At 66.9% G+C, this 25,209-nt stretch carries 28 protein-coding genes and 2 tRNA genes; 17 read left to right on the top strand and 13 right to left on the bottom strand.

The genetic code is table 11. From position 1 onward, the window contains the following. Positions 1-13: 13 nt before the first annotated feature. The 3 genes from fabI to G3545_RS16905 form a co-directional block, all read right to left on the bottom strand. Entirely contained in the window at positions 14-811 is a 798-nt protein-coding gene (gene fabI, locus G3545_RS16895; protein ID WP_281411734.1) for an enoyl-ACP reductase FabI, read from the bottom strand. Between the two features lie 277 nt (positions 812-1,088). Then, a complete protein-coding gene (locus G3545_RS16900) occupies positions 1,089-2,102 on the bottom strand; it encodes a J domain-containing protein (RefSeq protein ID WP_170014446.1) in 1,014 nt (337 codons plus the stop codon). Positions 2,103-2,174: 72 nt separating this feature from the next. Continuing rightward, positions 2,175-2,561, bottom strand: a complete 387-nt coding sequence (locus G3545_RS16905) for an RT0821/Lpp0805 family surface protein (RefSeq protein WP_170014447.1) — start codon at positions 2,559-2,561, stop codon at positions 2,175-2,177. Between the two features lie 164 nt (positions 2,562-2,725). On the opposite strand from G3545_RS16905, the gene pdxH reads away from it, so the two are divergent. Together pdxH and G3545_RS16915 are read left to right on the top strand one after the other, a co-directional pair. Continuing rightward, on the top strand, positions 2,726-3,352 hold the full coding sequence (gene pdxH / locus G3545_RS16910) for a pyridoxamine 5'-phosphate oxidase (protein ID WP_170018128.1): 627 nt from the start codon (positions 2,726-2,728) through the stop codon (positions 3,350-3,352). A 30-nt stretch (positions 3,353-3,382) separates the two neighbouring features. Then, positions 3,383-4,138, top strand: a complete 756-nt coding sequence (locus G3545_RS16915) for an SDR family oxidoreductase (RefSeq protein WP_170014448.1) — start codon at positions 3,383-3,385, stop codon at positions 4,136-4,138. Between the two features lie 135 nt (positions 4,139-4,273). Here the strand turns inward: G3545_RS16915 and G3545_RS16920 are convergent, their stop codons facing one another. Next, entirely contained in the window at positions 4,274-4,681 is a 408-nt protein-coding gene (locus G3545_RS16920; RefSeq protein WP_170014449.1) for a DUF2000 family protein, read from the bottom strand. 73 nt (positions 4,682-4,754) lie between these two features. On the opposite strand from G3545_RS16920, the gene G3545_RS16925 reads away from it, so the two are divergent. Beyond that, the gene (locus G3545_RS16925; RefSeq protein ID WP_170014450.1) at positions 4,755-5,282 is read left to right on the top strand and encodes an Lrp/AsnC family transcriptional regulator; all 528 of its coding nucleotides are present in this window, start codon (positions 4,755-4,757) and stop codon (positions 5,280-5,282) included. On the opposite strand, the gene G3545_RS16930 is transcribed toward G3545_RS16925, so the two are convergent. After that, entirely contained in the window at positions 5,260-6,237 is a 978-nt protein-coding gene (locus G3545_RS16930; RefSeq protein WP_170014451.1) for a magnesium transporter CorA family protein, read from the bottom strand. The genes G3545_RS16925 and G3545_RS16930 overlap by 23 nt on opposite strands. A 187-nt stretch (positions 6,238-6,424) precedes the next feature. Beyond that, the gene (locus G3545_RS16935) at positions 6,425-6,643 is read right to left on the bottom strand and encodes a hypothetical protein (RefSeq protein ID WP_246702444.1); all 219 of its coding nucleotides are present in this window, start codon (positions 6,641-6,643) and stop codon (positions 6,425-6,427) included. A 291-nt stretch (positions 6,644-6,934) separates the two neighbouring features. On the opposite strand from G3545_RS16935, the gene G3545_RS16940 reads away from it, so the two are divergent. Next, entirely contained in the window at positions 6,935-7,537 is a 603-nt protein-coding gene (locus G3545_RS16940; protein WP_246702445.1) for a L,D-transpeptidase, read from the top strand. Between the two features lie 218 nt (positions 7,538-7,755). On the opposite strand, the gene G3545_RS16945 is transcribed toward G3545_RS16940, so the two are convergent. The 4 genes from G3545_RS16945 to G3545_RS16960 all read right to left on the bottom strand — a co-directional run bounded on the left by G3545_RS16945 (position 7,756) and on the right by G3545_RS16960 (position 12,971). Next, positions 7,756-8,679 carry a metallophosphoesterase gene (locus G3545_RS16945; protein ID WP_170014454.1) on the bottom strand — a complete coding sequence of 308 codons (924 nt, stop codon included), beginning with the start codon at positions 8,677-8,679 and terminating at the stop codon, positions 7,756-7,758. Between the two features lie 98 nt (positions 8,680-8,777). Continuing rightward, positions 8,778-9,701 carry a metallophosphoesterase gene (locus G3545_RS16950; protein WP_170014455.1) on the bottom strand — a complete coding sequence of 308 codons (924 nt, stop codon included), beginning with the start codon at positions 9,699-9,701 and terminating at the stop codon, positions 8,778-8,780. A gap of 115 nt (positions 9,702-9,816) precedes the next feature. After that, entirely contained in the window at positions 9,817-11,199 is a 1,383-nt protein-coding gene (locus G3545_RS16955; RefSeq protein ID WP_170014456.1) for an aminotransferase, read from the bottom strand. Between the two features lie 107 nt (positions 11,200-11,306). Beyond that, positions 11,307-12,971: an extensin family protein gene (locus tag G3545_RS16960; RefSeq protein ID WP_170014457.1), complete on the bottom strand. Its 1,665-nt coding sequence runs from the start codon at positions 12,969-12,971 to the stop codon at positions 11,307-11,309. Between the two features lie 175 nt (positions 12,972-13,146). On the opposite strand from G3545_RS16960, the gene G3545_RS16965 reads away from it, so the two are divergent. Both G3545_RS16965 and G3545_RS16970 read left to right on the top strand, forming a co-directional pair. Further along, positions 13,147-13,869, top strand: a complete 723-nt coding sequence (locus G3545_RS16965) for an HAD-IA family hydrolase (RefSeq protein ID WP_170014458.1) — start codon at positions 13,147-13,149, stop codon at positions 13,867-13,869. Beyond that, positions 13,866-14,651 (top strand): DUF1499 domain-containing protein, encoded by a 786-nt coding sequence (locus G3545_RS16970; protein ID WP_170014459.1) that lies wholly within the window; start codon positions 13,866-13,868, stop codon positions 14,649-14,651. The genes G3545_RS16965 and G3545_RS16970 overlap by 4 nt, the downstream gene beginning before the upstream one ends. A 61-nt stretch (positions 14,652-14,712) precedes the next feature. On the opposite strand, the gene G3545_RS16975 is transcribed toward G3545_RS16970, so the two are convergent. Further along, complete coding sequence (locus G3545_RS16975) at positions 14,713-15,624, bottom strand: MBL fold metallo-hydrolase (protein ID WP_170014460.1); 912 nt, start codon at positions 15,622-15,624, stop codon at positions 14,713-14,715. Between the two features lie 146 nt (positions 15,625-15,770). On the opposite strand from G3545_RS16975, the gene G3545_RS16980 reads away from it, so the two are divergent. The 3 genes from G3545_RS16980 to G3545_RS16990 all read left to right on the top strand — a co-directional run bounded on the left by G3545_RS16980 (position 15,771) and on the right by G3545_RS16990 (position 18,199). Then, positions 15,771-16,385 carry a carbonic anhydrase gene (locus tag G3545_RS16980; protein ID WP_170014461.1) on the top strand — a complete coding sequence of 205 codons (615 nt, stop codon included), beginning with the start codon at positions 15,771-15,773 and terminating at the stop codon, positions 16,383-16,385. Between the two features lie 12 nt (positions 16,386-16,397). Further along, positions 16,398-16,901 carry a cupin domain-containing protein gene (locus tag G3545_RS16985; RefSeq protein WP_170014462.1) on the top strand — a complete coding sequence of 168 codons (504 nt, stop codon included), beginning with the start codon at positions 16,398-16,400 and terminating at the stop codon, positions 16,899-16,901. Between the two features lie 104 nt (positions 16,902-17,005). Next, positions 17,006-18,199, top strand: coding sequence for an acyl-CoA dehydrogenase family protein (locus tag G3545_RS16990; protein WP_170014463.1), 1,194 nt, complete (start codon positions 17,006-17,008; stop codon positions 18,197-18,199). 238 nt (positions 18,200-18,437) lie between these two features. Here G3545_RS16990 and G3545_RS16995 read toward each other — a convergent pair. Next, a tRNA-Pro gene (locus G3545_RS16995) sits at positions 18,438-18,514 on the bottom strand. Positions 18,515-18,679: 165 nt separating this feature from the next. Here G3545_RS16995 and G3545_RS17000 point away from each other — a divergent pair. From G3545_RS17000 to G3545_RS17030, 7 genes are all read left to right on the top strand, one after another. After that, positions 18,680-18,754: transfer RNA gene (locus G3545_RS17000), tRNA-Gln, on the top strand. Between the two features lie 139 nt (positions 18,755-18,893). Then, on the top strand, positions 18,894-19,064 hold the full coding sequence (napE, locus tag G3545_RS17005; protein ID WP_246702906.1) for a periplasmic nitrate reductase, NapE protein: 171 nt from the start codon (positions 18,894-18,896) through the stop codon (positions 19,062-19,064). A gap of 7 nt (positions 19,065-19,071) precedes the next feature. Next, on the top strand, positions 19,072-19,572 hold the full coding sequence (napF, locus tag G3545_RS17010) for a ferredoxin-type protein NapF (protein ID WP_170014465.1): 501 nt from the start codon (positions 19,072-19,074) through the stop codon (positions 19,570-19,572). Continuing rightward, positions 19,565-19,831: a chaperone NapD gene (locus G3545_RS17015; protein ID WP_170014466.1), complete on the top strand. Its 267-nt coding sequence runs from the start codon at positions 19,565-19,567 to the stop codon at positions 19,829-19,831. The genes napF and G3545_RS17015 overlap by 8 nt, the downstream gene beginning before the upstream one ends. Beyond that, a complete protein-coding gene (gene napA, locus G3545_RS17020) occupies positions 19,828-22,323 on the top strand; it encodes a periplasmic nitrate reductase subunit alpha (RefSeq protein ID WP_170014467.1) in 2,496 nt (831 codons plus the stop codon). The genes G3545_RS17015 and napA overlap by 4 nt, the downstream gene beginning before the upstream one ends. Beyond that, positions 22,296-22,796, top strand: a complete 501-nt coding sequence (locus tag G3545_RS17025) for a nitrate reductase cytochrome c-type subunit (protein WP_170014468.1) — start codon at positions 22,296-22,298, stop codon at positions 22,794-22,796. Before napA ends, G3545_RS17025 begins: the two co-directional genes overlap by 28 nt. Before the next feature lie 9 nt (positions 22,797-22,805). Continuing rightward, positions 22,806-23,534, top strand: coding sequence for a cytochrome c3 family protein (locus G3545_RS17030; protein ID WP_170014469.1), 729 nt, complete (start codon positions 22,806-22,808; stop codon positions 23,532-23,534). A 93-nt stretch (positions 23,535-23,627) separates the two neighbouring features. Here G3545_RS17030 and G3545_RS17035 read toward each other — a convergent pair whose 3' ends face one another. Then, positions 23,628-23,927 (bottom strand): hypothetical protein, encoded by a 300-nt coding sequence (locus G3545_RS17035; RefSeq protein WP_246702446.1) that lies wholly within the window; start codon positions 23,925-23,927, stop codon positions 23,628-23,630. A 211-nt stretch (positions 23,928-24,138) separates the two neighbouring features. Here G3545_RS17035 and G3545_RS29725 point away from each other — a divergent pair, with 211 nt between their 5' ends. Further along, positions 24,139-25,182 (top strand): hypothetical protein, encoded by a 1,044-nt coding sequence (locus tag G3545_RS29725; RefSeq protein ID WP_246702447.1) that lies wholly within the window; start codon positions 24,139-24,141, stop codon positions 25,180-25,182. The last annotated feature ends 27 nt before the right edge of the window (positions 25,183-25,209 follow it).

The following is a 25,209-nucleotide window of genomic DNA, read 5'->3' on the forward strand; positions in this document are numbered from 1 at the left end:
TCGGATTAAAATCTCAGTCACGCTCGAGCGTGAGATCGGGCGCTTCGGGATTCTTCATGCCGACAATATGATACCCGGCATCGACATGATGTACCTCGCCGGTCACAGCCCGGCCGAGATCGGACAGCAGATACATGCCGGCATCGCCGACCTCGTCGATCGTGACGGTGCGGCGCAGCGGCGCGTTCAGTTCGTTCCACTTCAATATGTAGCGGAAATCGCCGATGCCGGATGCGGCGAGCGTCTTGATCGGGCCGGCGGAAATGGCGTTGACGCGGATATTCTTCGGGCCGAGATCGGCGGCGAGGTAGCGCACGCTCGCCTCCAGCGCGGCCTTGGCGACGCCCATGACATTGTAATGCGGCATCCACTTCTCGGCGCCGTAATAGGTCAGGGTCAGCATCGAGCCGCCATTGGTCATCAGCTTCTCGGCGCGCTGCGCGACCGCGGTGAAGCTGTAGCAGGAGATCAGCATGGTGCGGCTGAAATTCTCCGCGGACGTATCGATGTAGCGCCCGTCGAGCTCGTTCTTGTCGGAGAAGGCGATGGCGTGGACCAGGAAGTCCAGCCCGCCCAGCACGCGCTCGGTCTCGGCGAACACCGCATCGATGCTCGCCGGATCGGTGACGTCGCAATGGCCGACCACGGCGGCGTCGAGTTCGCCCGCCAGCGGCTCGACACGCTTGCGCAACGGCTCGCCCTGATAGGTGAAGGCGAGCTTGGCGCCTTGCGCGTGAGCCGCCTTGGCGATGCCCCAGGCGATGGAACGGTTATTGGCGACGCCCATCACTAGGCCGCGCTTGCCGCTCATGATGCCGCCCGATGCCATGCCCTGAGTCACGCGCTGCCGCTCCGTCCGAACTTCACCAACCCAATGCGGGAAGGTTCCTATCGCACAGCGGCAAGGTGCGCTCAAGCGAGGCGAAGGGAGACGTTGCGCCAATAGGATACGGCGTCATCCCGGCCGAAGCGCAGCGCAGAGCCGGGATCGTAGGAAAGTGCAGAGCCTCAGCCTGTCCCGGATACCGCCTGGCGGCGGTTCAGGGATGACACCAATAGGCCAGGCAGCGGGCAGGCGGCGCCGACGCTCACTCCCCGCCGTCGCGGCGGCGGCGCATCAGCGCTTCGAGCTCGGCGTCGGGCGTGTCCGGCAGCGAGACGCGCACGGTGACCAGCAGGTCGCCATTCTCGCTGCTGCCCTCCTTCGGCAGCCCCTTGCCGCGCAGGCGGAAGGTGCGGCCGGAATTGGTCCAGGCCGGGATCGACAAGTCGACCGCGCTCGCCAGCGTCGGCACCCGTACCTTGGCGCCGAGCACGGCGTCGGCGAGCGGCACAGGCAGATCGGTACGCAGGTCCGTGCCCTCCACCCGGAACTGGCGATGCGGGGCATAGGCAACGACGACATAGGCGTCACCCGGCGCGCCGCCGAACGGGCTCGGCTCGCCCTGCCCCTTCAGGCGCAGGCGATAGCCCTCGGCAACGCGGGCCGGCACCTTGACCTCGACGGCGCGGCCGTTCGGCAAATGCACCTTGACGGGGCCGCCTTCGACCACGCGCTCAAGTGGCACCGGTACGCTGATCTCGATGTCGCCGCCGCGCGTCGCGTGGGCATCCGCGCCACCCGGGTGGCCGCCGGCTTGGCCCCGTCCACGGCCGAAGCCGCCGAGAATGTCGGAGATGACGTCGTCAAAGCCGCCGCCGTGGCCGCCTCCGCCTTGCGCGCCGCCGCGGCGCATGCCCTCGGGGCCGAAGGAGAAGCTCTCGAAAATGGTCTCGCCCTGCGGACCCTGGCGGAAATTGCCACCCTGCTGGCCGCGGCGGAAGCCGCCAAAGCCGCCCGGGCCACCGCCGCCGGCGCCGAAGCCCTCGAAGCCACGCGGCTTGCCCTCGGCGTCGATCTCGCCGCGGTCGAATTGCGCGCGCTTGTCCGGCTCGCCCAATATCTCATAGGCGCCGTTCAGCTCGGCAAACTTCTCCTGCGCCTTCGGATCCGTGGTGTTCGCATCCGGGTGCAGCTTCTTCGCGAGCTTGCGAAAAGCACGCTTGATCTCGTTCTGATCGGCGTTCTTGGCGACGCCGAGCACGTCATAGGGGTCGCGCATGGATATCCGTCTCGGCCGGCGGTTCCGGTCTGTCGCCGCTCATGTAGGCATGGTGTTGCAGCAGCGCAACGGTCAGGTCCGCTGCAGGAGCCTCGCCTGATCGACCTTCCAGGCGCCGCTGCGCCCCTTGCGACAAGCCTCGCCCTGCAGCCAGCTCTCCTCGCTGTCGCGCACGAAGCTCATCAGAAACTCCCGGCAGCTGGCGCCGTCACGCTGCGCCAGCTCGCCGATCGGGGTCACGGTGCCGCGCGTGGCGCTGGCGAGGTTCTCCCAGGGCACGCTCGGCGCGCCGGTCTTGGTGCGCAAGGCTTCACCCAAGGCCAGGCGGGCAACGGCCCAGTCGCCGGAGGCGACACCTTCCGGCACCGGCTCGCTTTGCAGCGAGGCCGGCTTCACCGTGGCCGAGCCGGTGACGATGTCGTCGGGCATCGCGCTGAAGCTGGCACAGCCAGCTGCCATGGCACCAATGCCCGCGACGAGGAGGAGCTTCAGGACTGGGCGGATGTCATGCGGGTATTTATATGACCACAGATAAGTGCTTCGTGTCCGAGACTTCGTCGCCACCGTTCGCCGCCCGCAAACCGGCGCCGGGATTTCTCCCCAGCGCACAACCATTCGACGTGATGATGGAAACCCGAGAAGAGTTAATTTCCGGTGATTTCACCGGCGCTACGGAACCGTTTCTGCTGTTCGAGGAATGGTTTGCCGAAGCGAAGGGAGCGGAACCGAACGATCCGAACGCCATGGCGCTGGCAACCGTCGATGCCGACGGCCTGCCGGACGTGCGCATGGTGCTGCTGAACGCCCGCGACGAGCGCGGCTTCGTGTTCTTCACCAATTCGGAAAGCGCCAAGGGCGTGGAGCTCGGCGGCCAGCCCAAGGCCGCCGTGGTGTTCCACTGGAAGTCCCTGCGCCGGCAAATCCGGGTGCGCGGGCCGGTGGAGCAGGTGAGCGCGGAGGAGGCCGACGCCTATTTCGCCACCCGCCCCCGCCTGTCGCAGATCGGCTCCTGGGCCAGCCAGCAGTCGCGCCCGCTGGAAGGACGCTTCGCGCTGGAGACGGCGGTGGCGAAGGTGACGGCGCATTATGCGCTCGGCACCGTACCGCGCCCGCCGCACTGGAACGGCTACCGCATCCGCCCGGTGCAGATCGAATTCTGGGCCGACCGCCCGTTCCGCCTGCACGACCGCATCATGTTCCGGCGCGACACCGTGGGCGGTGCGTGGAGCAAGACACGGCTCTATCCGTGAGCTAGATAGATTCCCAACCCAGAGATCCTGATGGCACAGCCTCAAGCTTCCAACCAGCCGCGCCGTACGCTGCTGCTTACCGGTGCCTCCCGCGGCATCGGCCATGCGACGGTGAAGCGCTTCTCGGCGGCAGGCTGGCGGGTCATCACCTGCTCGCGGCACGCCTTCCCGGAGAATTGTCCGTGGGAGATGGGGCCGGAGGACCATATCCAGGTCGACCTCTCCGATCCGGCGGACACACTGCGGGCGGTGGAGGAGATCAGGCAGCGGCTCACCTCGGGCGAGTTGCACGCCCTCGTCAACAATGCCGGCATCTCGCCGAAGAGCAAGGGCGGCGAGCGGCTCGGCACGCTCAATACGCCGGAGGAAGACTGGCGCCGGGTGTTCCAGGTGAATTTCTTCGCGCCGATCCTGCTTGCCCGCGGCCTGCTTGAGGAGCTGAAGCGCACCCATGGCGCGGTGGTGAACGTCACCTCCATCGCCGGCTCGCGGGTGCATCCCTTCGCGGGGGCGGCCTATGCCACCTCCAAGGCGGCGCTGGCCGGGCTGACCCGCGAGATGGCGGCCGATTTCGGCCCGCTCGGCGTCCGGGTGAACGCCATCGCGCCGGGCGAGATCGACACCTCGATCCTCTCCCCCGGCACCGAGAAGATCGTCGAGCAGATCCCGATGCAGCGGCTCGGCACGCCGGACGAGGTGGCGAAGATCATCTATGTGCTGTGCACCGAGACCTCGTCCTATCTGAACGGCGCCGAGATCCACATCAATGGCGGGCAGCACGTCTGAGCGGCGCTTGGCGTGGGCATCCTTCGAGGCCCGGCGTCACCGGGCGCCTCAGGATGAAGTCGTTCTTTCAAGAACCACGTCATCCTGAGGTGCGAGCGTAGCGAGCCTTGAAGGATGCTCACACAGAGCGTCATTTCACGGGTGCAGCCGCGCGCCCTTGGTGGCCTTGTCGACGTCCTTCTTCATGCCGCGCAGCGCCAGCCCGACCAGATCCGGGGCATCGGCCGGCTCGGCCTTGAACGCCGCGCGATTGGCCGCGTCGTGGCCGGTCTCGAACATCGCCCGCACATAGGCGGCGCGCGTCAGGCCGCGCTCGATCGCCTGCGCATAGGCCCGGCGCATCACTTCCGGCGTCGCCGCGAACACCAGCATGGGTTGGCCCAGCAGGCGGGCGTGCCGGCGGCCGGCGGCGTCCTCATAGGGCTCACCCATGGCTTCCGGCGCCGCCCCGGCAATGCCGGTGGCGAGGAAGGCGGTGACGTTCAGCTTCTGCCAGACGGCGAGATCGTCCAGCACGAGGATCGCGACCTTGGTGTCGAACATGGCGATTGACCGAATGTGATAAGGTGAAGCGATATCTAGGCCGAACCATCGTCGGTCGAAAGGTCCGCGACCCATGGCACCCGAAAATACGAAAGTGGTTCGGCAGAAAGCCCCCGCCAGTGCCCGGCTCGACGAGGTCGACCGAAGATTATTAGCCCTGCTCACGCAGGATGCGTCGCAGGGCTATGCCGAGCTCGGCCGGGCGCTGCACCTGTCGCCGCCCGCGGTGCATGAGCGGGTGAAGCGACTGAAGGCCGACGGCATCATCACCGGCGTGGTGGCGCGGCTCGACGGCGAGAAGGTCGGCCGCCCGCTGCTGGCCTTCGTCCATGTCGACACCACGAGCTGGGCAGTGACTCGCCATCTGCTCGCGCTGCAGGAGTTTCCGGAGGTGGAGGAGATCCACACAGTCACCGGCGAGAGCGCCATGCTGCTGAAGGTGCGTACCGAGAACACGCGGACACTGGAGGCGCTGCTGGAAAAGATCCACGCCATCGAAGGCTTCACCGGCACGCGCAGCTACATCGCGCTGACGACCTATCTGGAGCGCGGCCCGAGCCCGCTTCCGTCCCCGGCACTCACAGCCAGCGTTTCCACTTGAAGAACCAATAGGGCACGATCGCCGCCACCAGCATGGCGAGCAGCGCTACCGGGTAGCCCCAGCGCTCGGCGAGTTCCGGCATGTGCTGGAAGTTCATGCCGTAGATCGAGGCGATCAGCGTCGGCGGCATCAACACCACCGAGAGCACGGCGAAGATCTTGATGATGTTGTTCTGCTCGATGCTGACGAGGCCGAGCGTGGCGTCGAGCAGGAAGGTGATCTTGTTCGCCAGATAGCTGAGATGGTCGGTCAGCGAGGAGACGTCGCGCTGCATGCTCTTCAGCGCCGCCTTCTGGTCCTTGGTGAAACCCGCCCCGCCGTTCTCGCCGGCAAGGAAGGTGACCAGCCGGGCCATCGAAACCAGACTCTCGCGCACCTTGGAGGCGAGGTCTCCCTTTCGCGCGATGATGCGCAGAAGCGCACGATAGCGCGTGTTCTGGTCGGTGCGCCCGCCATTACGCTCGAAGATGCGTTGCGAGGTGGCGTCGATCTCGCTGCCGAGATGCTCGATGATGTCGGCGGCGCGATCGATGATGGCATCGAGCAGCTCGAACAGCAGCGCGGTGCCGGTGATCTGCTGCGGGCAGGTGCGGCCGAATTTGGCGATCAGCAGGCGGAAGGGCTTGGGTTCGTCATAGCGCACCGTCACCAGCTTGCCGCCAGCGAGGATGAAGCTCACCGCCGCAAGGGTGGGACGCTCGGTCTCGGCGTAGCACACCACGCTGCCGGTCATAAAGCGCGCGCCGTCCTCGACATAGAGCCGGCTGGACGGCTCGATCTCGACCATCTCCTCGCGGGTCGGCACCAGGATGTGCAGCGCCTGCTCGACCAGCTTGTCCTCGCCTTCGGCCGGCGAGACCAGGTCGAGCCAGATCGCATCCTCCGGCACCGGGCCGTCGCCGATGACGAGGACCTCCTGCAGTGCCGCGCCGCGCAGGCAATAGGCTTTGAGCATGTCCCCTCCGACGCGGGCGGCCAGTCGCTCGAATACACGCCGAATCAGTCAGTGGGCGGACACGGTCCCGTGTCCGCGCGACTCATGCGGGCTTTTTTCGTTCGCGTCGATAGGGGGCAGGGAGCATCGGGCGATGCCGGCTCGGCCAAGTGGGGGCAGCCCTCAAGGGCGCCTTGGCCGGCGGGGATCAGGCCGCGAAATACTCGATGTCGCGAATCGTTACGACTTTCGCGTCCTCGGCCTTCGTCTCGCCCTTGGCGGGGAGCTCGACAGCCGGCTTGTCATAGGAATAGCGCGCCGCGGCCGCGACCGCGGAGATGCCGATCTCACGCCAGTGTGCGCTTTGCTCCGAACGCTCCCAGCGCTCGCTGCCGGGCTCGAATTCCCGGGACTCGTCGACAGACATGACTTCCTCCATACGCCGCCCTCCCTGCATCCAGTTCGGGTTGCCAATGAGATGGGCAGCGACTGCGTCAAAAATATGCAACTTCATGGGCTTGGATAAGGCCCCAGGACGTATCTGGAACCACTTCGGCTCTATCGACCAAAACTGCGGCATTTCCGCAACAGTTGGGCGCCAGACGCATCGCGCTGCATCGTGGCCTCTTCAAGGCAATCGCGACTTAAGCTATCCGATAATGACTGACGTTCGCTGGCCGCGGACCGGCGAAAACACGGCATTTTGGAGAGGCTTGACATGACGTTGCGTAGGGTGGGTGCGGTGCTTATCGCGCTGTGCTTGGGCGCCTGCAGTGTGGCGACCAAGGAACCAGCCCCCGAAGCCTCGATGAAGCCTCGGGACAAGCAGCTGCTGGCCAATGCGCCGTACAAGAAGGTGCTGCCGCCGGACATGTACCAGCGCAGCATCGTCGACTACACCGGGAGCCAGAAGCCCGGCACCATCGTGGTCGATACCGACAAGAAGTGGCTCTACTACGTCGAGGACGGCGGCAAGGCCATCCGCTACGGCGTGACCGTTGGTGAAGAAGGCCTCGCCTTCAAGGGCGAAGCCAAGGTCGGTCGCAAGACCGAATGGCCGACCTGGACGCCGACGCCGGAGATCAAGCAGCGGCTCACCGGCATCCCGAATTTCGTCGGTCCCGGCCCGCACAATCCGATGGGTGCCCGCGCGCTCTACCTGTACCAGGGCAACAAGGACACGCTGTTCCGCATCCACGGCACCAACCAGCCGGAATATATCGGGCAGGCCATCTCGTCGGGCTGCATCCGCATGCTGAACGAAGACGTGATCGACCTCTACAACCGCGTGCCGCAGGGCACCGAAGTCGTCGTCCTCTAGAGCCCTTTCCGTTCGGATGGAAACATCCGAACGACAAGAAAGCGCTCTAGATTCAATAAGCTGGAGCAATTCCTCTTCGATCAGATGATTCCATCCGATCGGGCAATGCTCTAGGACGTCGTTCTCTAACTCGAATACCGGGGGCCTTGGGGGCCTTGGAAGCGCAGTCCCTCTCCGGGCTGCGCTTCCTTGCTTTCAGGCCCTGAAAACCGGCCGCGTCAGGATATGGGTGCCGCGCCCGTCCCCAGTTCCACCATCACGATCTCCGGCGGCACGCCGATGCGTACCGGCAGGCCGGAACAGCCGAGCCCGCCCGAGACGATGAGATGGCGGCCGCCCTCCACCACGTGGCCATAGGCGAAGCGATTGCCGTATTCGGACGGCACCACCGGCGACCAGCCGGCGATCCGCACCTGCCCGCCATGGGTGTGGCCGGACAAGGTGAGCGCGATCCGCTCCGGCATGCGGACGAAGGCGTCCGGCTCATGCACCAGCATGAGGGCCGGCTCGTCACCATCGATCTGGGCGAGCGTGCCGGGCAGGTCGTCGACACCGGCGAAGTTGCCGTGCCCCGGCAGCACATAGGCGATGGTGTCGCCGAGCCCGGCCAACCAGAAGCCGCGCCCGTCCTTTTCCAGCCGCAGCGACTTGTTGTGCAGGACGGGTATGCCGGCCCCCTCCAGAGCGCGGCGGACGAGCGGCCAGCCCTTGCGATCGCGCTGCACGTTCGAATCGTCCCACCAGTCATGATTGCCGAGGACGCTCCAGACGCCGAGCGGCGCCTTCAGCCCGGCGAGCACGCGCGCCGCCTCCGGCAGCGGGACATAGCGGGTGATGATGCGCATGCTCGGCATGTAGTCGCCGAGCAGCAGGATGAGATCCGGCTTCAGCGCGTTGGTGCGCTCGACGATCTCCTCGATGCGCGCCAGTCCCATCACCGGCTCGCCGACATGCAGGTCGGCCAGCACGGCGATGGACAACGGCAAGTCCGCCGGCCAGTTGGGCGGCTGCGGCCGATAGGTGGTGACGACGAGGCGCATGGACGGCTCGACATAGCCCGCATAGCCGGCCGTCGCCGCACCGGTGCCGAGCATGGTGACGGTGCCGGCCAGCAGGACCCGGCGGCTGATGAGACGCGGCATCGGACAGATCACCTGTGGAAGATTCAAACAAGCTATGCGTCGAGCGTTGTGACTTTCTGAAGGCACGCTCTTCGAAGAGGCATCATGACGCCGGCAGTCTAACCCGGCCCGGTGCCCGGGCGCGATCCCAGCTCCACCAGCACGATCTCCGGCGGCACGCCGATGCGCAGCGGCTTGCCGGAGCAGCCAAGCCCACCCGATACGATGAGATGGCGGCCATCCTCCACCACATGGCCATAGGCAAATCGATTGCCGAACTCGGACGGCACCACCGGCGACCAGCCGGCGATCCGCACTTGTCCGCCATGGGTGTGACCGGACAGAGTGAGCGCGATTCGGTCCGGGACGCGCACGAAGACATCGGGCTCATGCGCCAGCAGGATGGCCGGCGTATGCGCGTCGAGCTGGGCAAGCGTCCCCGGCAGGTCATCGACGCCGCGGAAGTTCCGAAACCCGGGAAGTATATAGGCCCAGGAGTCGCCGAGCCCGGCGAGCCAGAAGGCGCGCCCGCCTTTGTTCAGCCGCTGCGCCTTGTTCTCCAGCACCGGGATTCCGGCCGCCTCCAACACGCGGTGCACGGGAGGCGGGCCGCGGCGCTGGCGCTGCACATCCGCGTCGTTCCACCAGTCGTGATTGCCGAGGATGCTCCAGACGCCGAGCGGCGCCTTGAGCCCGGCAAGTGCACGCGCCGCCTCGGGCAGCGGCACGTGCCGGGTGATGGAGCGCATGCTCGGCGTGTAGTCGCCAAGCAGCACGATGAGATCGGGCCGCAGCGCATTGGTACGGGCGACGATCTCCTCGATGCGCGCCAGCCCCATCACCGGCTCGCCGACATGGAAATCGGCCAGCGCCGCGATGGTCAGCGGAAAATCGTCGGGCCAGCGCGCCTGCGGCCGATAGGTGGTGACCACCAGGCGCATCGACGGCTCGACATAGCGCGCATAGCCCAAGGTCGCCGCGCCCGTCGCGAGCACTGTGACGGTGCCGGCAAGCAAGGTCCGACGGGTGATGAACTGCGGCATCGGAGGGAATCGACGAGGCTGGGCGACGCGGCGGAACTTTCCCGCCGCGTCCGACAGTCAACAAGCTATGCGTCGCGCGTCGTGACTTTCCGAAGGCGCGTCGCTCGATGAGCGGTCACGCCGCCAGCAGCTTCTCCCGGCTTGCCCAGTCCAGCGTCCTGTCGAGCGCGCGGGTCAGGCGGTCGAACAACTCGTCGATCTCGGCCGGGGAGATGACCAGCGGCGGGCAGATGGTGACGGCGTCGCCGAACACGCTGCGCACGATCAATCCCTCCTCCTGGGCGAAGGCGACGCACTTGGCGGCCACGCCGAGCTTGGGGTCGAACTGCGCCTTGGTGGTCTTGTTGGCGACGATCTCGATGCCCGCCACCAGCCCCATGCCGCGCGCCTCGCCGACCAGCGGGTGATCCTCCAGCGCCGCGCGGCGCGCCGAGAAGTGCGGGATCTTGGCCCGCACCCGCTCGAACACGCTCTCGCGCTCATAGATCTCCAGGGTCTTCAGTGCCACCGCCGCCGCCACCGGATGGGCGGAATAGGTGTAGCCGTGGCCGAACGAGCCGAGCTTGCGGCTCTCCTCCAGCATGGCCTGGTACATGTCTTCCGGAATCATCACGCCGCCGATCGGCTGATAAGCGGAGGACAGCGCCTTGGCGATGGAGATGGAGTTCGGGCGCATGTCGAGTGCGGTGCAGCCGAAGGCGGTGCCGAGCCGGCCGAAACCGGTGATGACCTCGTCGGCAATGAAGAAGACGTCGTACTTCTCCAGCACCGCCTGGATCTTCGGGTAATAGGTCTTCGGCGGCACGATGACGCCGCCGGCGCCGAGCACCGGCTCGGCGATGAAGGCGGCCACCGTCTCCGGGCCCTCCGCCACGATCAGCGCCTCGAGATCGGCGGCGAGGCGGGTAGCGAAATCCTCCTCGCTCTCGCCGGGCTCGGCGAGCCGGTAATGATGCGGGCAGGTGGTGTGGCGGATGCCGGCGATCGGCAGGTCGAAATCGGTGTGGTTGCCGGGCAGGCCGGTGAGCGAGGCCGAGGCAATGGTCACGCCGTGATAGGCGCGCATGCGCGAAATGATCTTCTTCTTGTTCGGCCGGCCGAGCGCATTGTTCATGTACCAGACGAGCTTCATCTGGGTGTCGTTGGCCTCCGACCCCGAGCAGGTGAAGAACACCTTGGAGATCGGCACCGGCGCCATATCCTTCAGCTTCTCGGCGAGCTCGATCGCCGGATCATGGCTCTTGCCGCCGAAGATGTGGGTGTAGGGCAGCTTGCGCATCTGCGTCGCCGCGGCTTCCACAAGTTCCTCATTGCCGTAGCCGAGCGCCGTGCACCACAGGCCGGCCATGCCTTCGAGATACGGCTTGCCTTCGGAATCGTGCACCCAAACGCCCTGGCCGCGCTCCAGCACCAGCGGGCCGACCTCGCGGATGGCGACGAGGTTCGTATAGGGATGCACCAGGGTCTCGACGTCGCGAGCCTGAAGGTTTGTAAGCATGGCGGAACTCCGGAAGGACCAGCGAGCGCCTACCCTAGAGCCCCTCGGCGCCGCCCGGAAGCCGGCTGTTCGTCGGAGAGGGCTCGACACGAACGATTCTGAGCGACTTATTGCCCGGCGGCGGGCGCCGGCCGGGGTTTGACGGAAGGCGGCTTTGCCTGCGGCGGCTTGGCCGCATCAGGCTTCGCCGATGCGGATTTCGGCTTTCCGGAGGACGCGGCGCGTGCGTTCGGCTTGGACGCAGCCGCCGGCTTGGCATCCGCGGCAGGTGCGGCGGCCGGCGGCGCCGGCTTGGCATCCGGCGCCGTGTCACCCGCTGCCGCAGAGCCGTCCGTCTTCGCGGCGTCTTCCGACGAAGATTTCGGATCGGTGGCGGGCGCGGGCTTGGGCGCATCCATGTCGCGCACCGCCCAATGACAGAGCGCGGTGTTGCTGCGCCGCGGCTGCAGATCGACGTGCAGATGCTCCTCGTGATAGCCGTCCGAGCCTGGCCCGAGGATGGTCTTGAAGCGCCCGCAGGCGCTCGCCTTCAGCCGCTCCTGGAAGGCGACCGGCATCGCCTCCTTGCCCTTGCCGCCAATCTCCACAATGCGGCCGTCCTCGAGCTTGTAGCCCCTCGTGTCCATGGCATTGCCGCGGCCATGCTCGCTCATCTTGGCGCCGGAGACGCGGTTGCGCGGGCGGCAATCATAGGAGGCGGCGACCATCACCTTGTCCAGCGGCGAGCCGAGCGTGGCGACCGTCGGCGCCACCTCCTCGCGAATCCAGCGCGCCACGGCGAAGGCCATGTCACAGCGCAGCAGCGCCGCCGGCTCCAGCGGCACCAGTTGGCCGCCGGTCAGGCGTACCGCGGCGAGCCGTACCGGCCGCTCGATGCCGCATGCCCCCATGGCGGCCGGCGGATCGGCGACAGCGAATGTCGCGATGCCGGCTTCCGCCAGTTCCGCACAGCCGGTCGCAATACCTGATGCCGGCGCAGGCTCCTCAGGAGGCGCGGCCGCTGGAGCAGCGGGTTCGGCGGGCGCGGACGGCGGCGGCAAGGCAACCGGGGTGGCGAGCGCAGGACGCGGCGGCGGCAACGGCACGATGGCAAGCGCGGTGCGCTGCGGCGGCGCGACCTCGACCACAGGCGCAGGCTGAGGTGCCGGAGGCGGAACGAGGGAAGGCTTCGGCGCGGCGGAGGATTTCTGCGAACCCGTCTGACGTGGCACCGGAGGGGCCACGGGGGCCGGCGCCGGGATCACCTCTTTCGATGCAACTGGCGGGGCCGGGGCAGTAAGCGGGGCGGGGCGCGGATTGGGCGCCGCAGCAGGCTCCTGCTTCGGAGCCAGCGTGGCGGCACGTGACACCGGCGGTTCGGGCGGCAACGGCACGTCGACGCTTGCCGCCGGCCCGGCCGCCTTGCCGGATTTCGCGGTAGCGGATTTCGGACTATCGGACTTTGGACTATCGGACTTCGGACTATCGGACTTCGGGCTATCGATCTTGGCGGCTGTATCCGGCGGTTTCGGCACGGGATCAGCCTGCTTTGGCGCGGCGTCGGGTTTGGCATCCGGCTTGGTGCCTTGCCGCGCCACCGGCTTGCGCTTGGCGGGAGGCTTGGCCGGCCTCACCCCCAGCATCTCGCCGAGCGCGCGGTTCGCCGCGTTGCCGGCGCGATCCAGGGCCTGCGGCAGCGATTCCTGCGCGAAAGCGCCAGCGGAGGAGCCGAGCAGCACAGCCAGCCCGGCACACGCCGCCAGAACCCGCGCCGGCATAACCCTTGTCGGCATAACCCTTGCCGCCGGGCGAAGCCCCCTCACATCCCAATCCAAACCACGCCCGTCCTGTCAGGGCGCCACATGGAATTGATGGTCGAATTCGGAAACGAATTCAGGGTTCTTGGGAGCGCCGTGGTTTTCATGATATCAGCCACTCTTCGCCTCGCCTATTCCGGGACCACATGACGTGAACGCCCTGCGCGCTTTGTTGTTCGACAAGGACGGCACGCTCGTCGACTTCGACCGCACCTGGGGTCCGGCGGCCGGCGAAGTGATCCGCCGCATCGCCAACGGCAATGCCGACCACATCGCCAGGCTCCAGGATGTGAGCCACTTCCTGCCCGATGAGGATCGCTTCCTGCCCACCTCGCCGCTGCTTGCCGGCTCATCCGCGGAGTATGGGCCGCTCTGGGCGGAGATCCTCGGCCGCACCCCGGACCGCGCCTTCCTCACCGAGATCGATGTCCTGTTCAGGGAAGAGGGCCGGCGCTTCATCACGCCGATCGGCACCCCCAAACAGGCCTTCACCCGGCTGAGGGCGGCCGGCTTCGAGCTTGGCATTGCCAGCAACGACGCCGAGGCAAACACCAGGCTGCAGGCCGAACTGCTCGGCCTCACCGGGTTGCTGAGTGGGGTCTATGGCTATGATTCCGGCCACGGCGCCAAGCCCGGCCCCGGCATGATCGAGGCGTTCTGCCGCGATTCCGGCTTGGCCCCGCACCAGGTCGCGCTGATCGGCGACACCCATCACGACCTCGTCGCAGCGAAGGCTGCGGGCGCCAACGCCATATTGGTGCGCAGCGGGCCGGCTGCGGTCGACCCATTCGCGAACGAGGCCGACCTCATCATCGATGATGTCGACGCGCTGGCCGACCTGCTGACGCAGGCGCGCGAGGCAGTGACGTCATGATCCGCCGGCGGCTCTATATCGAAGAGCGCATGTCGCGGCTGGCGGTGTGGAGCCTGCGCACGGCGGTGTTCGCGATTCCCGTCACACTGCTCGGCTTCGTGCTCTACTGGACCGAGACGCTCGATTTCGAGACTTCGCTGCGCACCATGCTGGCCGGGCTCGGCCTCGCCGCTTTGGCGCTGCTGCTCGCCATCGCCGCCTTCATCGTCATCTGGAATGACGGGCTGAAGGGGCTGGGGCGCGTCGTCGGCGCCGCCGCCCTCGCCTTGGCACTGCTGCTGCCGCCGGCCGCGGTCGCCGCCTATACCTCGCGCCTGCCGGCGATCCACGACATCTCGACCGACACCGAGGATCCGCCGGTGTTCCGTGCGTTGGGCTTCGCCCGCTCGCGCACCGCCAATCCGCTCGATTATGGCGGCGAGGACGTCGCCAAGCAGCAGGCGGACGCCTATCCGCAGATCAAGACCATCGAGTTCGATTCGACGCCGGACGAGATCTATAATTCGCTGCTGGCGCTGGCGAACCGGCGCAAATGGCAGATCGTCGACGCCACGCCGCCGCGTGGTGGCCTGCGCGACGGGCGCATCGAGGCGGTGACCAGCAATCTGGTGCTCGCCATGCGCTGGGACATCGTGATCCGGGTACGGCCGACGCCGAACGGCGCCAAGGTCGACATGCGCTCGGTCTCGCGCCATGGCGACCGCGATCTCGGGCTGAATGCCGGCCGCATCGACGACGTATTCGCCGAGCTCTCCGACGAACGCGGCCGCCGCCGGCGGTGAGCTTCAATTGAGCGGTCATCCCGGACGGCCGAAGGCCGAGCCGGGATGACGCTTATTGTTGTTACTTAGGCCGATATGTGCCGCCGATCGCTGGCGCGCCGTCCGTCGTCACCACGCTCTCCGCCACCAGCTCTTCCAGATGCGCCAGCACCGACAGCCCTGCCGCGGACTTGAGGCGCGGATCGAGCCCGACATAGACCCGCTCGACAATCTCCGGGATCGCCAGCGGACCCGCCTCCAGCGCGTCCAGTATAGCCCGCTCGCGGGCCTCGCGGTGGCGGATGAGACCGCGCACCAGACCCGGCCCATCCGGCACCACATCGCCATGGCCCGGCAGATAGAGCCGTTCCGGACGCGCCAGCAGTCTGTGCAGCGAGGCCATGTAGTCACTCATCGCACCGTCCGGCGGGGCGACGATGGAGGTCGACCAGCCCATCACATGGTCGCCCGAGAACAGCATGTCGGTGCCGTCGAGCGCATAGGCCATGTGGTTCGCCGCATGGCCCGGTGTCGCAACGCCGATGAGTTCCCAGCCGCGGCCCTCGATGCGCCCGCCATCGGGCACGACGACGTCGGGCTGGAATCGATGGTCGGAACTGGCGTCGAGCGGGTTGGCCTCGCCGAGATGCAGCACCCGCGCCGGGCGGTGCGGGCCCTCCGCATAAGTCGGCGCGCGGGTCGCGGCCTGGAATGCCGGCAGGGCGCCGACATGGTCGCGGTGCGCATGGGTCAGCACGATGTGCGTCACCTTTTCGCCGCGCACCGCACCGAGCAGCGCGGCGACGTGCCGCGCGTCGTCCGGGCCGGGGTCGATGACCGCCACTTCGCCCACGCCGATGATATAACTGCAGGTTCCGGTGAAGGTGAACGGGCCGGGATTGGGCGCCAGCACGCGGCGCACGCCTGCCGCCACGGTCTCCACCACGCCGGGTAGAGCCTCGAAGCGGCGATTGAAGGCGATTTCATCAGCCATGACGGCGCTCCCGCGAGGACCCTCGCCGCATTAGCGCACGTATGCGCGACCGTCGAGGTGACGATGCGTAGGGTATTGCCGCGGCGCAGCGCGGGGGCGATGGTGCGCGCGGTCACGCATTTGTCGTCTGGCACCGGGGAGAGTTGATGGACGAGCTTCTGGATGGCTATCGCCGCTTCCGCGCCACTGCATGGCCCGAGCGCAAGGCACTGTTCGAGAAGTTGGCGGCGCGCGGGCAGCGGCCGCAGACCCTGGTGATCGCCTGCTCCGACAGCCGGGTCGACCCGTCCATGATCTTCGATGCCGGGCCGGGCGAACTGTTCGTGGTGCGCAACGTCGCCAATCTCGTGCCGCCCTACCAGACGCCGGACCATGCCCATCACGGCACCAGCGCGGCGCTGGAGTTCGCGGTGAAGGTGCTGGAGGTGGCCAACATCGTCGTGCTCGGCCACGCGCTGTGTGGCGGCGTGCGCGCCGCGCTTGAGGGCGGGCCGGCGGTGGCACAGGACTTCCTGCCGGACTGGATCAAGATCGCCGATCCGGCGATCGTGGTGGCGGAGAACCTGACCAAGGATCCGGAAGAGCGCCGGCGCGTTGCCGAATATGCCTGCGTGAAACTCTCGCTGCGCAATCTGGAAACCTTTCCCTGGATCAGCGAACGCGTCGCCGATGGCCGGCTCACCATGCACGGCGCCTATTTCGCGGTGGCGACCGGGGTGCTGGAGCGCCTGCGCCCCGACGGCACCTTCGGGCCGGCATGAGGAGGCGAGACCATGCGCGATCATCCCGACCATGTTCACGACCACCCGCACGAGCACGAGCGCTGGAAGCATGACGGCGTGCGCGTCATCCCCGGCGACAAGCTCGATCCCAACGCCGCACAGACGCCCGGCATGTATCGGCAGGCGGCGATCAATCTTGCCCGTGTCGGCGCGCAGAAGATCTGGGCCGGCACGGTGCGGATCGAGCCGAACGCCAAGACCGGCGCCCACCATCACGGCGCGCTGGAGAGCGTGATCTATGTGGTGCGCGGGCGCGCCCGCATGCGCTGGGGCGAGAAGCTGGAATATGTCGCCGAGGCCGGCCCCGGCGACTTCATCTTCGTACCGCCTTATGTGCCGCACCAGGAAATCAACGCCGATCCCGGGGAACCGCTGGAATGCGTGGTGGTGCGTTCCGACAATGAGGCGGTGGTGGTGAACCTGCCGGACATCGAGCCGGTGGAGGCGCCGGAAGACGTGCTCTGGATCGACCCTATCCACAAGGCGCCGGGCTGAGCTGCCGGAGCGCGGGCGAGTGGCGCCGTCGAGGCTCCGGCCATTCGCGGCCATCGGCCGCGCCGCTATACTGCCACCTTGCTCCGCAATCGCCTGGGGGACAGATGGCCAGCCGTGACGCAAACACAGCCCTTGCCGAGAGACCCCGCAACCCGCAACACGTCGCCCCGCTTAAAGCTGCCGTACAGGCATTAGCGCCTCTGATCGAGCGGCATCGCGTGGCAGCAGCCAATGACCGGCGTCTGCCATCGTGCGTGTTCGACGCACTCGCGGATGCCGACCTTATGAGGCTGTGGCTTCCCGAGGGCCTGGGCGGACTTGAATTGTCGCCGCTCGACTTCATGGAGATCGTCGAAGCGGCGGCGGCGGTCGATGCTTCGATTGGATGGCTGGTCGGCAACGGCGCGGGGATGAGCCGCGTGGCCGGATATCTCGACGAGGCGGTCGCCCGGGAGTGGTTTGCAAAGCCCAACAGCTTCGTGGTCGGCGCCACCGGCGCGGTGGGCCAAGCGGTCTCGACGAACGGTGGGTACCGGGTCACGGGCCGCTGGCCCTTCGGCAGCGGTGTCCATCACGCATCAAGGTTGATGGGCTTGTGCGCGGTGCCCGATCCCGATGACGGGAAGGGACAGAAGACGATCGCCTGCTATTTTTCCCCTGCCGACATCGTCACCTTCGATACCTGGCACGTCAGCGGCCTGCGGGCGACGGGGAGTTGCGATTGGGCGGTGAACGACGTGTTCGTTCCGCTCGAGCATACGCACGCCTTCCCCGATCCCCATGCGACGCAGCCCGGCCTGCTCTACCGCATGCCGGGCCTCTCGGTTTTTGCCTGGACGGTTTCCGTGGTGCCGCTGGGGATCGCACACTGCGCAATCGAACGCTTCAAGGTCTTGGCCACCCAGAAATCGAGGCCAGGCACCAGTGGCGTTCTCGCCGACCGGGAGATCGTACAGGATGCCGTCGGACGGGCAGACACGCGCCACGCGGCGGCACGCGCCCTGCTCGTGGCTGCCATGACGGAGCTTATGCAAGCGACTGGTCAAGGGGGCGAGCGCCTTGTCCGCGCGCGCATCAACCTGCGCGCGGCGTGCGCGTTTGCTGCAGAAAGCGCAGTCCATATCGTCGATTCGTTGGCGGCACTCGCCGGGGCTTCGGCGATCTTCGAAGCCGAGGCCCTCACGCGCTGCGTTCAGGACGTACATGCTGCGGTCAGGCACATTGCGATGAGTCCCAACAATTACGGCCTCACCGGCCGCCTGGGGCTCGGACGGGATCTGCAGGCCGCGAGGTTTTGACGTCACACTGCGTGGGGGCGCCAGCGCTGTCGGGGAGCGCGTTCCGAGCTATTCGGCCGATCGAGGAACTCGTCTTCTGTCTCTTTGCGACCCTTGATTTCCAGTCGCCGTTCGAACTGAGCCGACGCCAGACCAACGCGGCATGCCCGCCATCGACGGGCCCGCGGACGAGCGCCGAAACCTGCCACGATACTTATCGGAATGATGTCTGTTGGGTCCGGGAAACCCTTGTAAATGCTGGTCGGAGTGGCAGGATTTGAACCTGCGACCCCCTCGTCCCGAACGAGGTGCGCTACCGGGCTGCGCTACACTCCGCCGCGGCGCGAGCCTCTAGCACGGCAAACAGCCACGCGGCAAGGGCGATGCGACAGCATTCTGATGCGGCGATCAAAACGAGCTGTGGGTGACGCATGAGTTGAAAGCGCCGCCGGACTGTGGCTATGTCCGCGCCCGCACGCGTGGCTGCGCCGCGCAGGCCGTTGGGGCGTCGCCAAGTGGTAAGGCAGCGGATTTTGATTCCGCCATACGGAGGTTCGAATCCTCCCGCCCCAGCCAGTTTCCCTACCGAGATAGTGGCCGCCGTTCCATCGACATTGCGGCAAGATCGCGCTACTTCTTTTGAAGAGCTTCAAACTGGCTCTGCAGGCGCGTGTCGAGGCCGACAATGGCTCCGATCATCTCCGAAGATCACGCTATGGCGCGGAACGCGGTTCCGCCCCCATCGCGGCGCGAGGAAATCGTCGCCTTCATCGTGCTCGCCATCATCATCTGGCCGATCCTCGCTGTCGGCGTCGTCGGCGGCTACGGCTTCATCATCTGGATGTTCCAGCTGATCTACGGCCCGCCCGGCCCCCCACATCATTAGGTGAGCCATGGGCAGACAGGGGCTCGACAGGCGGACCTTTCTGAGCGGCGGCTTCGCCGCCGAGCATCTGGTCCGTCCGCCCTGGACACGCGATTCCGTCATCGCTGAGGCCTGTTCCGGCTGCGGCGCCTGCATCCCCGCCTGCCCGCAATCGATCATTTCGCTGGATCGCCGTCGGCGGCCGGTGGTCGAGTTCGATGCTGGCGAGTGCACTTTCTGCGGGCGATGTGCCGATGCGTGTCCGGAGCCGGTCTTCGACCGTAGCATCGCCCCGTTCCCGCACATCGCCGTCATCGGGGACACGTGTTTTCCCGCACGCGGGATCGTGTGCCAGAGCTGCGGCGACGCCTGCCCCGAGATGGCGATCAGCTTCCGGCTGCGGCTCGGCGGGCCCGCGCTGCCGTTCATCGCCGCGGATCGATGTACGGGCTGCGGCGCCTGCATCGCGGCATGCCCGGCGGACGCCATTGCTGCGACCGTCCCCAAGAGGGAGGCGCCGCATGTCTGAGGCTGTCCTTCACATATCGAGCGCCGTCGTCGTCGCCTTCCCGCATCGCTGCGCCGAGGTCGTGGCACAGCTGCGCACATTGCCGGATACCGAGGTCCACTATGTCGAGAACGGCAAGATCGTGCTCGTCCTCGAAGGTGCGACCACGGGTGAGATCGGCGCGCGGCTCGCCGCGATCGGGCTGATGGACGGCGTCCTCGCCGCCAATCTCGTCTTCGAACAGATCGACATCCTGGACGATCCCGGAGTTGTCCCATGAGCCTGTCACGCCGCGAAATATTGAAGGCGCAGGCCGCCGGCGTCGCCGCGCTTGCCGCCAATATCAGCCTGCCGGCGGGCGCCCAGCCCGTTGCCGGTGGCGTCGAGGCGCTGAAGATCCAGTGGTCGAAGGCGCCCTGCCGCTTCTGCGGCACCGGATGCGGCGTCATGGTCGGCGTCAAGGACGGGCGCGTGGTCGCCACCCACGGCGACATGCTCGCCGAGGTCAATCGCGGCCTCAACTGCGTGAAGGGCTATTTCCTCTCCAAGATCATGTATGGCGGGGACCGCCTCACCCAGCCGCTGCTGCGCAAGAAGAACGGCGCCTACGCCAAGGACGGCGAATTCACCCCGGTAAGCTGGGACGAGGCGTTCGACGTCATGGCCGAACAGGCCAAGCGCGTGCTGAAGGAGAAGGGCCCGACCGCGGTCGGTATGTTCGGCTCGGGGCAATGGACCATCTGGGAAGGCTACGCCGCGACCAAGCTGATGCGCGCGGGCTTGCGCTCCAACAATCTCGACCCCAATGCGCGCCACTGCATGGCATCGGCCGCCTACGCCTTCATGCGCACCTTCGGCATGGACGAGCCGATGGGCTGCTATGACGATTTCGAGGTCACGGACGCCTTCGTGCTCTGGGGCTCGAACATGGCGGAGATGCACCCCATCCTGTGGACCCGCGTCGCCGACCGCCGGCTCGGCAATCCGCATGTGAAGGTCGCGGTGCTCTCCACCTTCACCAATCGCAGCTCGGACCTCGCGGACATCCCGATCGTCTTCAAGCCCGGGACCGACCTCGCCATCCTCAACTACATCGCCAACCACATCATCACGACCGGCCGCGTCAATCAGGACTTCGTGCGCAACCACACCGCCTTCGTGCGCGGCGCGACCGAGATCGGCTACGGGCTGAGGGAGGACGATCCGCGCGAGATCGCGGCGCGCAAGGCCAAGGATGTCGCGGCGACCGAGCCGATCGACTTCGACGCCTACGCCGCCTTCGTGAAGGACTACACGCTCGACAAGGTCTCCAAGCTCAGCGGCGTCGAGCCCGGCTTCCTGGAGCAGCTCGCCGAGCTCTATGCCGATCCGCAGCGCAAGGTCGTCTCGTTCTGGACCATGGGCTTCAATCAGCATGTGCGGGGCGTGTGGGCGAACCAGCTCGTCTACAACCTGCATTTGCTGACGGGAAAGATCTCCGAGCCGGGCAACAGCCCGTTCTCGCTCACCGGCCAGCCCTCGGCCTGCGGCACGGCGCGCGAGGTGGGCACCTTCGCCCACCGGCTTCCGGCGGACATGACGGTGGTCAATCCCGAGCATCGCAAGCATGCCGAGGAGATCTGGCGCATTCCCCACGGCATCATTCCGGCCAAGCCCGGCTATCACGCCGTGGAACAGGACCGCATGCTGCGCGACGGCAAGCTCAATTTCTACTGGATACAGGTCAACAACAATCTCCAGGCCTCGCCGAACAACAGCAACGAGGCCTATCCCGGCTATCGCAACCCGGAGAACTTCATCGTCGTCTCCGACGCCTATCCGACGGTGACCGCCATGGCCGCCGACCTCATATTGCCGGCGGCGATGTGGGTGGAGAAGGAGGGCGCCTACGGCAATGCCGAGCGCCGCACCCATTTCTGGCACCAGCTGGTGCAGGCACCGGGCGAGGCGCGTTCCGACCTATGGCAGATGATGGAGTTCTCGAAGCGGTTCACCACCGACGAGGTCTGGCCGGCGGAGCTTCTCGACGCCAATCCGAACTATCGCGACAAGACGCTGTTCGAGGTGCTGTTCAAGAACGGCAATGTCGACCGCTTCCCGATGAGCGAGACCAGCCCGGACTACGCCAACAACGAGGCGAAGGCGTTCGGCTTCTACGTCCAGAAGGGCCTGTTCGAGGAATATGCCGCCTTCGGGCGCGGCCACGGCCACGACCTCGCGCCGTTCGACACCTACCACCAGGTGCGCGGCCTGCGCTGGCCGGTGGTCGACGGCAAGGAGACGCGCTGGCGCTATCGCGAGGGGCTCGACCCCTATGTGAAGGCGGGCAAGGGTGTCGAATTCTACGGCAACGCCGACGGCCGCGCCAAGATCATCGCGGTGCCCTACGAGCCCCCCGCCGAGGTGCCGGACGCGGAATATGATTTCTGGCTGGTCACCGGCCGGGTGCTCGAACACTGGCACTCGGGCTCCATGACCATGCGGGTGCCGGAGCTTTACAAGGCGTTCCCGGGCGCCCGCTGCTTCATGCATGCCGAGGACGCGCGCAAGCGCGGGCTCAACCAGGGCGCCGAGGTGCGCATCATCTCGCGGCGCGGCGAGATGCGGACCCGGATCGAGACGCGTGGACGCAACCGCATGCCGGTCGGCGTCGTGTTCGTCCCCTGGTTCGACGCCAGCCAGCTCATCAACAAGACGACACTCGACGCGACGGATCCCATCTCCAAGCAGACGGATTTCAAGAAATGCGCGGTGAAGATCGTCCCCGTCTGAACGCCATGTCCCTGCTGGTGATCGCCGTCGCGGCGTGCGCCGGCTCTTCGCTCGCCGTGTTCGGTGCCCGCTCGCAGGAGGCGGCGCCGGTCACGCTGGTGCCCCGGCTCACCGGAGCAGCCAACCCGATGGGGCAGGTCCCCGTCCCGCCGCTCGATCGCCCGATCGTCGACGACATGCGGCGGATGCGGAACTATCCCGAGCAGCCGCCGATCATCCCGCATTCGATCGACGGCTATCAGCTCACCATCAATGCGAACCGCTGCCTCGAGTGTCACCGGCGCGAGTTCACCGAAGGCTCGGGCGCGCCGATGATCAGCGTGACCCACTTCCAGGACCGCGACGGCCAGGTGCTCGTGGACGTGACGCCCCGCCGCTATTTCTGCACCGAGTGCCATGTCCAGCAGACCGATGCGAGGGTGCTGGTGCCGAATGATTTCGTCGATGCCGACGATGTCGGCCGCAAGCGATAGGCCGGCGCGATGGGGATGCTGAAGGCTCTCTTCCTTGCCGCCTGGCGCATCGTGGTGCGGTTCTGGCAGATCATCAGCCGGCCCAGCGCCTATCTTCCGCTCGGCTTCCTGACGCTCGGCGGTTTTATCTGCGGCGTCATATTCTGGGGCGGCTTCAACACCGCGCTGGAAGTCACCAACACCGAGAAGTTCTGCACCTCCTGCCACGAGATGCGCGACAACGTCTATCAGGAGCTGCAGCAGACGGTGCACTTCACCAACCGGTCCGGGGTTCGCGCAAGCTGCCCGGACTGCCACGTGCCGCACAACTGGACCGACAAGATCGCCCGCAAGATGCAGGCGTCCAAGGAGGTGTGGGGCAAGATCTTCGGGACCATCTCGACGCGCGAGAAGTTCCTCGACATGCGGCTGACGCTGGCCAAGCACGAATGGGCGCGGCTCGAGGCCAATGACTCGCTGGAATGTCGGAACTGCCACTCGGCGGTCGCCATGGACTTCACCAAGCAGACGCGCCGGGCGGCCGACATCCATGGTCGCTATCTGCTCACCGGGCAGCGCACCTGCATCGACTGCCACAAGGGTATCGCCCACCAATTGCCCGACATGACAGGGGTGGATCCGGGCTGGAAGGAAGCCCCGGAACTCGAAGGCAAGGACAAGACGTCCAGGTACTTCAGGGATGACCGGCATTTCAGGGATGAGCTGCGCGCTTACCTCGCCGACGTGAACGGCGAGTGATCTCTTCCGGATGGGCGCGCGACTGAAGTAGGCATCCCGGGTGGCTGGTACGCCCGTCCGGGATGCAATTGAGCAATCAGAGAAGCCAAATGCTCACGGGCAGACCTGAACCCACTGCCCACCCCAGCCACGACGCCAGAAACAGCGCGGACCCGGCGGCGGTGCCCAGCCGCGCGCATAGCCCGGCGTTCCCCACCAGACGGGGAAGTTGGGACGCCACCAGCAATGGAACGCGCCGCAGACCCAGCGGACATTCTCGGTGACGGTGCCGACATTGGCAGGAACCGCCGCGCCGGTGGCGGGGGTGGCAATGGCGGCTTCGGCACTGCCGGCGGCGAGGCTTAGCGTCAAGGCAAAGGCAGCGGCAATAGAGGCTTTACGGAACGCACTCATCGATGCTCTCCCGAGCTTGCGGTGTGACGCCCGTGAGTGTGCCATGTTTTCCTTGCCGCGGAAGGGTTTCCCCGACCTCTGGAAGGCCCTGGAGCCTGCTTGCGAGAGCTAAATTTTGCGATGGCTAAAAGTTGCGTACCGCCGACAAGCCAAATTAAGGGATGAGCGACCTAACCTCGCGACAAGACGGCGGGATCGGGAGGCAGGCCATATGCGTGTCAGGCAGCGGACGAGTACGACGAGCCGTGCCATCCTGGTAGCCATGGTCGGCCTGGCCTTCCTCATCCGGCCGCTGGCGGCCGATGAGCGGCCGGACTACGCCATGTTCGGCGAGGGCAAGTTCCTGCGCTATCTGAACGCGGAGGCCGGCGGCATCCGCGCGGTGCCGCGCATCGGCCTGTCGTTCGGCGGCGAACCAATCCGGGCGGTGATCGATTCCGGCTCGACCGGCATCGTCGTCGCCGCGCGCTATATCCCCAATCTCGACCAGTTGCCGGTGCAGGGCGACGGGCGGCTGACCTATACCAGCTCCGGCCGCGTCATGATCGGCCAATGGGTGGTGACCCCGGTCACACTGACCGGGCAGGAGGGCGGCAGCGTCTCCACCGAGCCGATGCCGGTGCTGGCGGTGAGCGAGGTGCGCTGCCTGGACAATGCCCGTAACTGCACGCCCCATGACGATCCCTCCGGCATCGCCATGGTCGGCGTCGGCTTCGCCCGCGAGGGCGACCGGCAAGGCCAGTCCACCCCGGAGAAGAATCCGCTGCTGCGCGTCACCGGCGGCGACGGGCCGCGCCGGCGCGGCTACATCCTCGCGGCGGAGGGCGTCCATGTCGGGCTGACGCGCGAGAATACGCGCGGCGACTTCCGCTTCCTGAAGCTGGAACGCCAGCCCGACCGGCCCGACTGGGCCGCCACGCCCGCCTGCATCACCCTGAACGGCGCGAGCCCGCCGGCCTGCGGTTCGATGCTGGTCGACACCGGCGTCAGCGCCATGTTCATGACCGTGCCGCCCGAACAGGCGCAAGGGGCCGAGCGCACGCTGCCGCCGGGCACGCAGGTGGCGATCCGCGCCGGCGACATCGATCTCTACGGCTTCACCGTCGGCGACGGCTCGCCGCTGGCGCCGGAAGGCACGCATCTGCGCGTCTCCAGCGAGGCCAAGCCCTTCGTCAATACCAGCTTCCACCTGCTGAACGGCTTCGACGTGCTGTACGACGCCGATGCCGGCTATGTCGGCTTCCGCCGCCGCTGACCGGTCCGCGCCGAACTTGAATTCAGC

The organism is Starkeya sp. ORNL1, assembly GCF_012971745.1.
Taxonomy (GTDB): Bacteria; Pseudomonadota; Alphaproteobacteria; order Rhizobiales; family Xanthobacteraceae; genus Ancylobacter.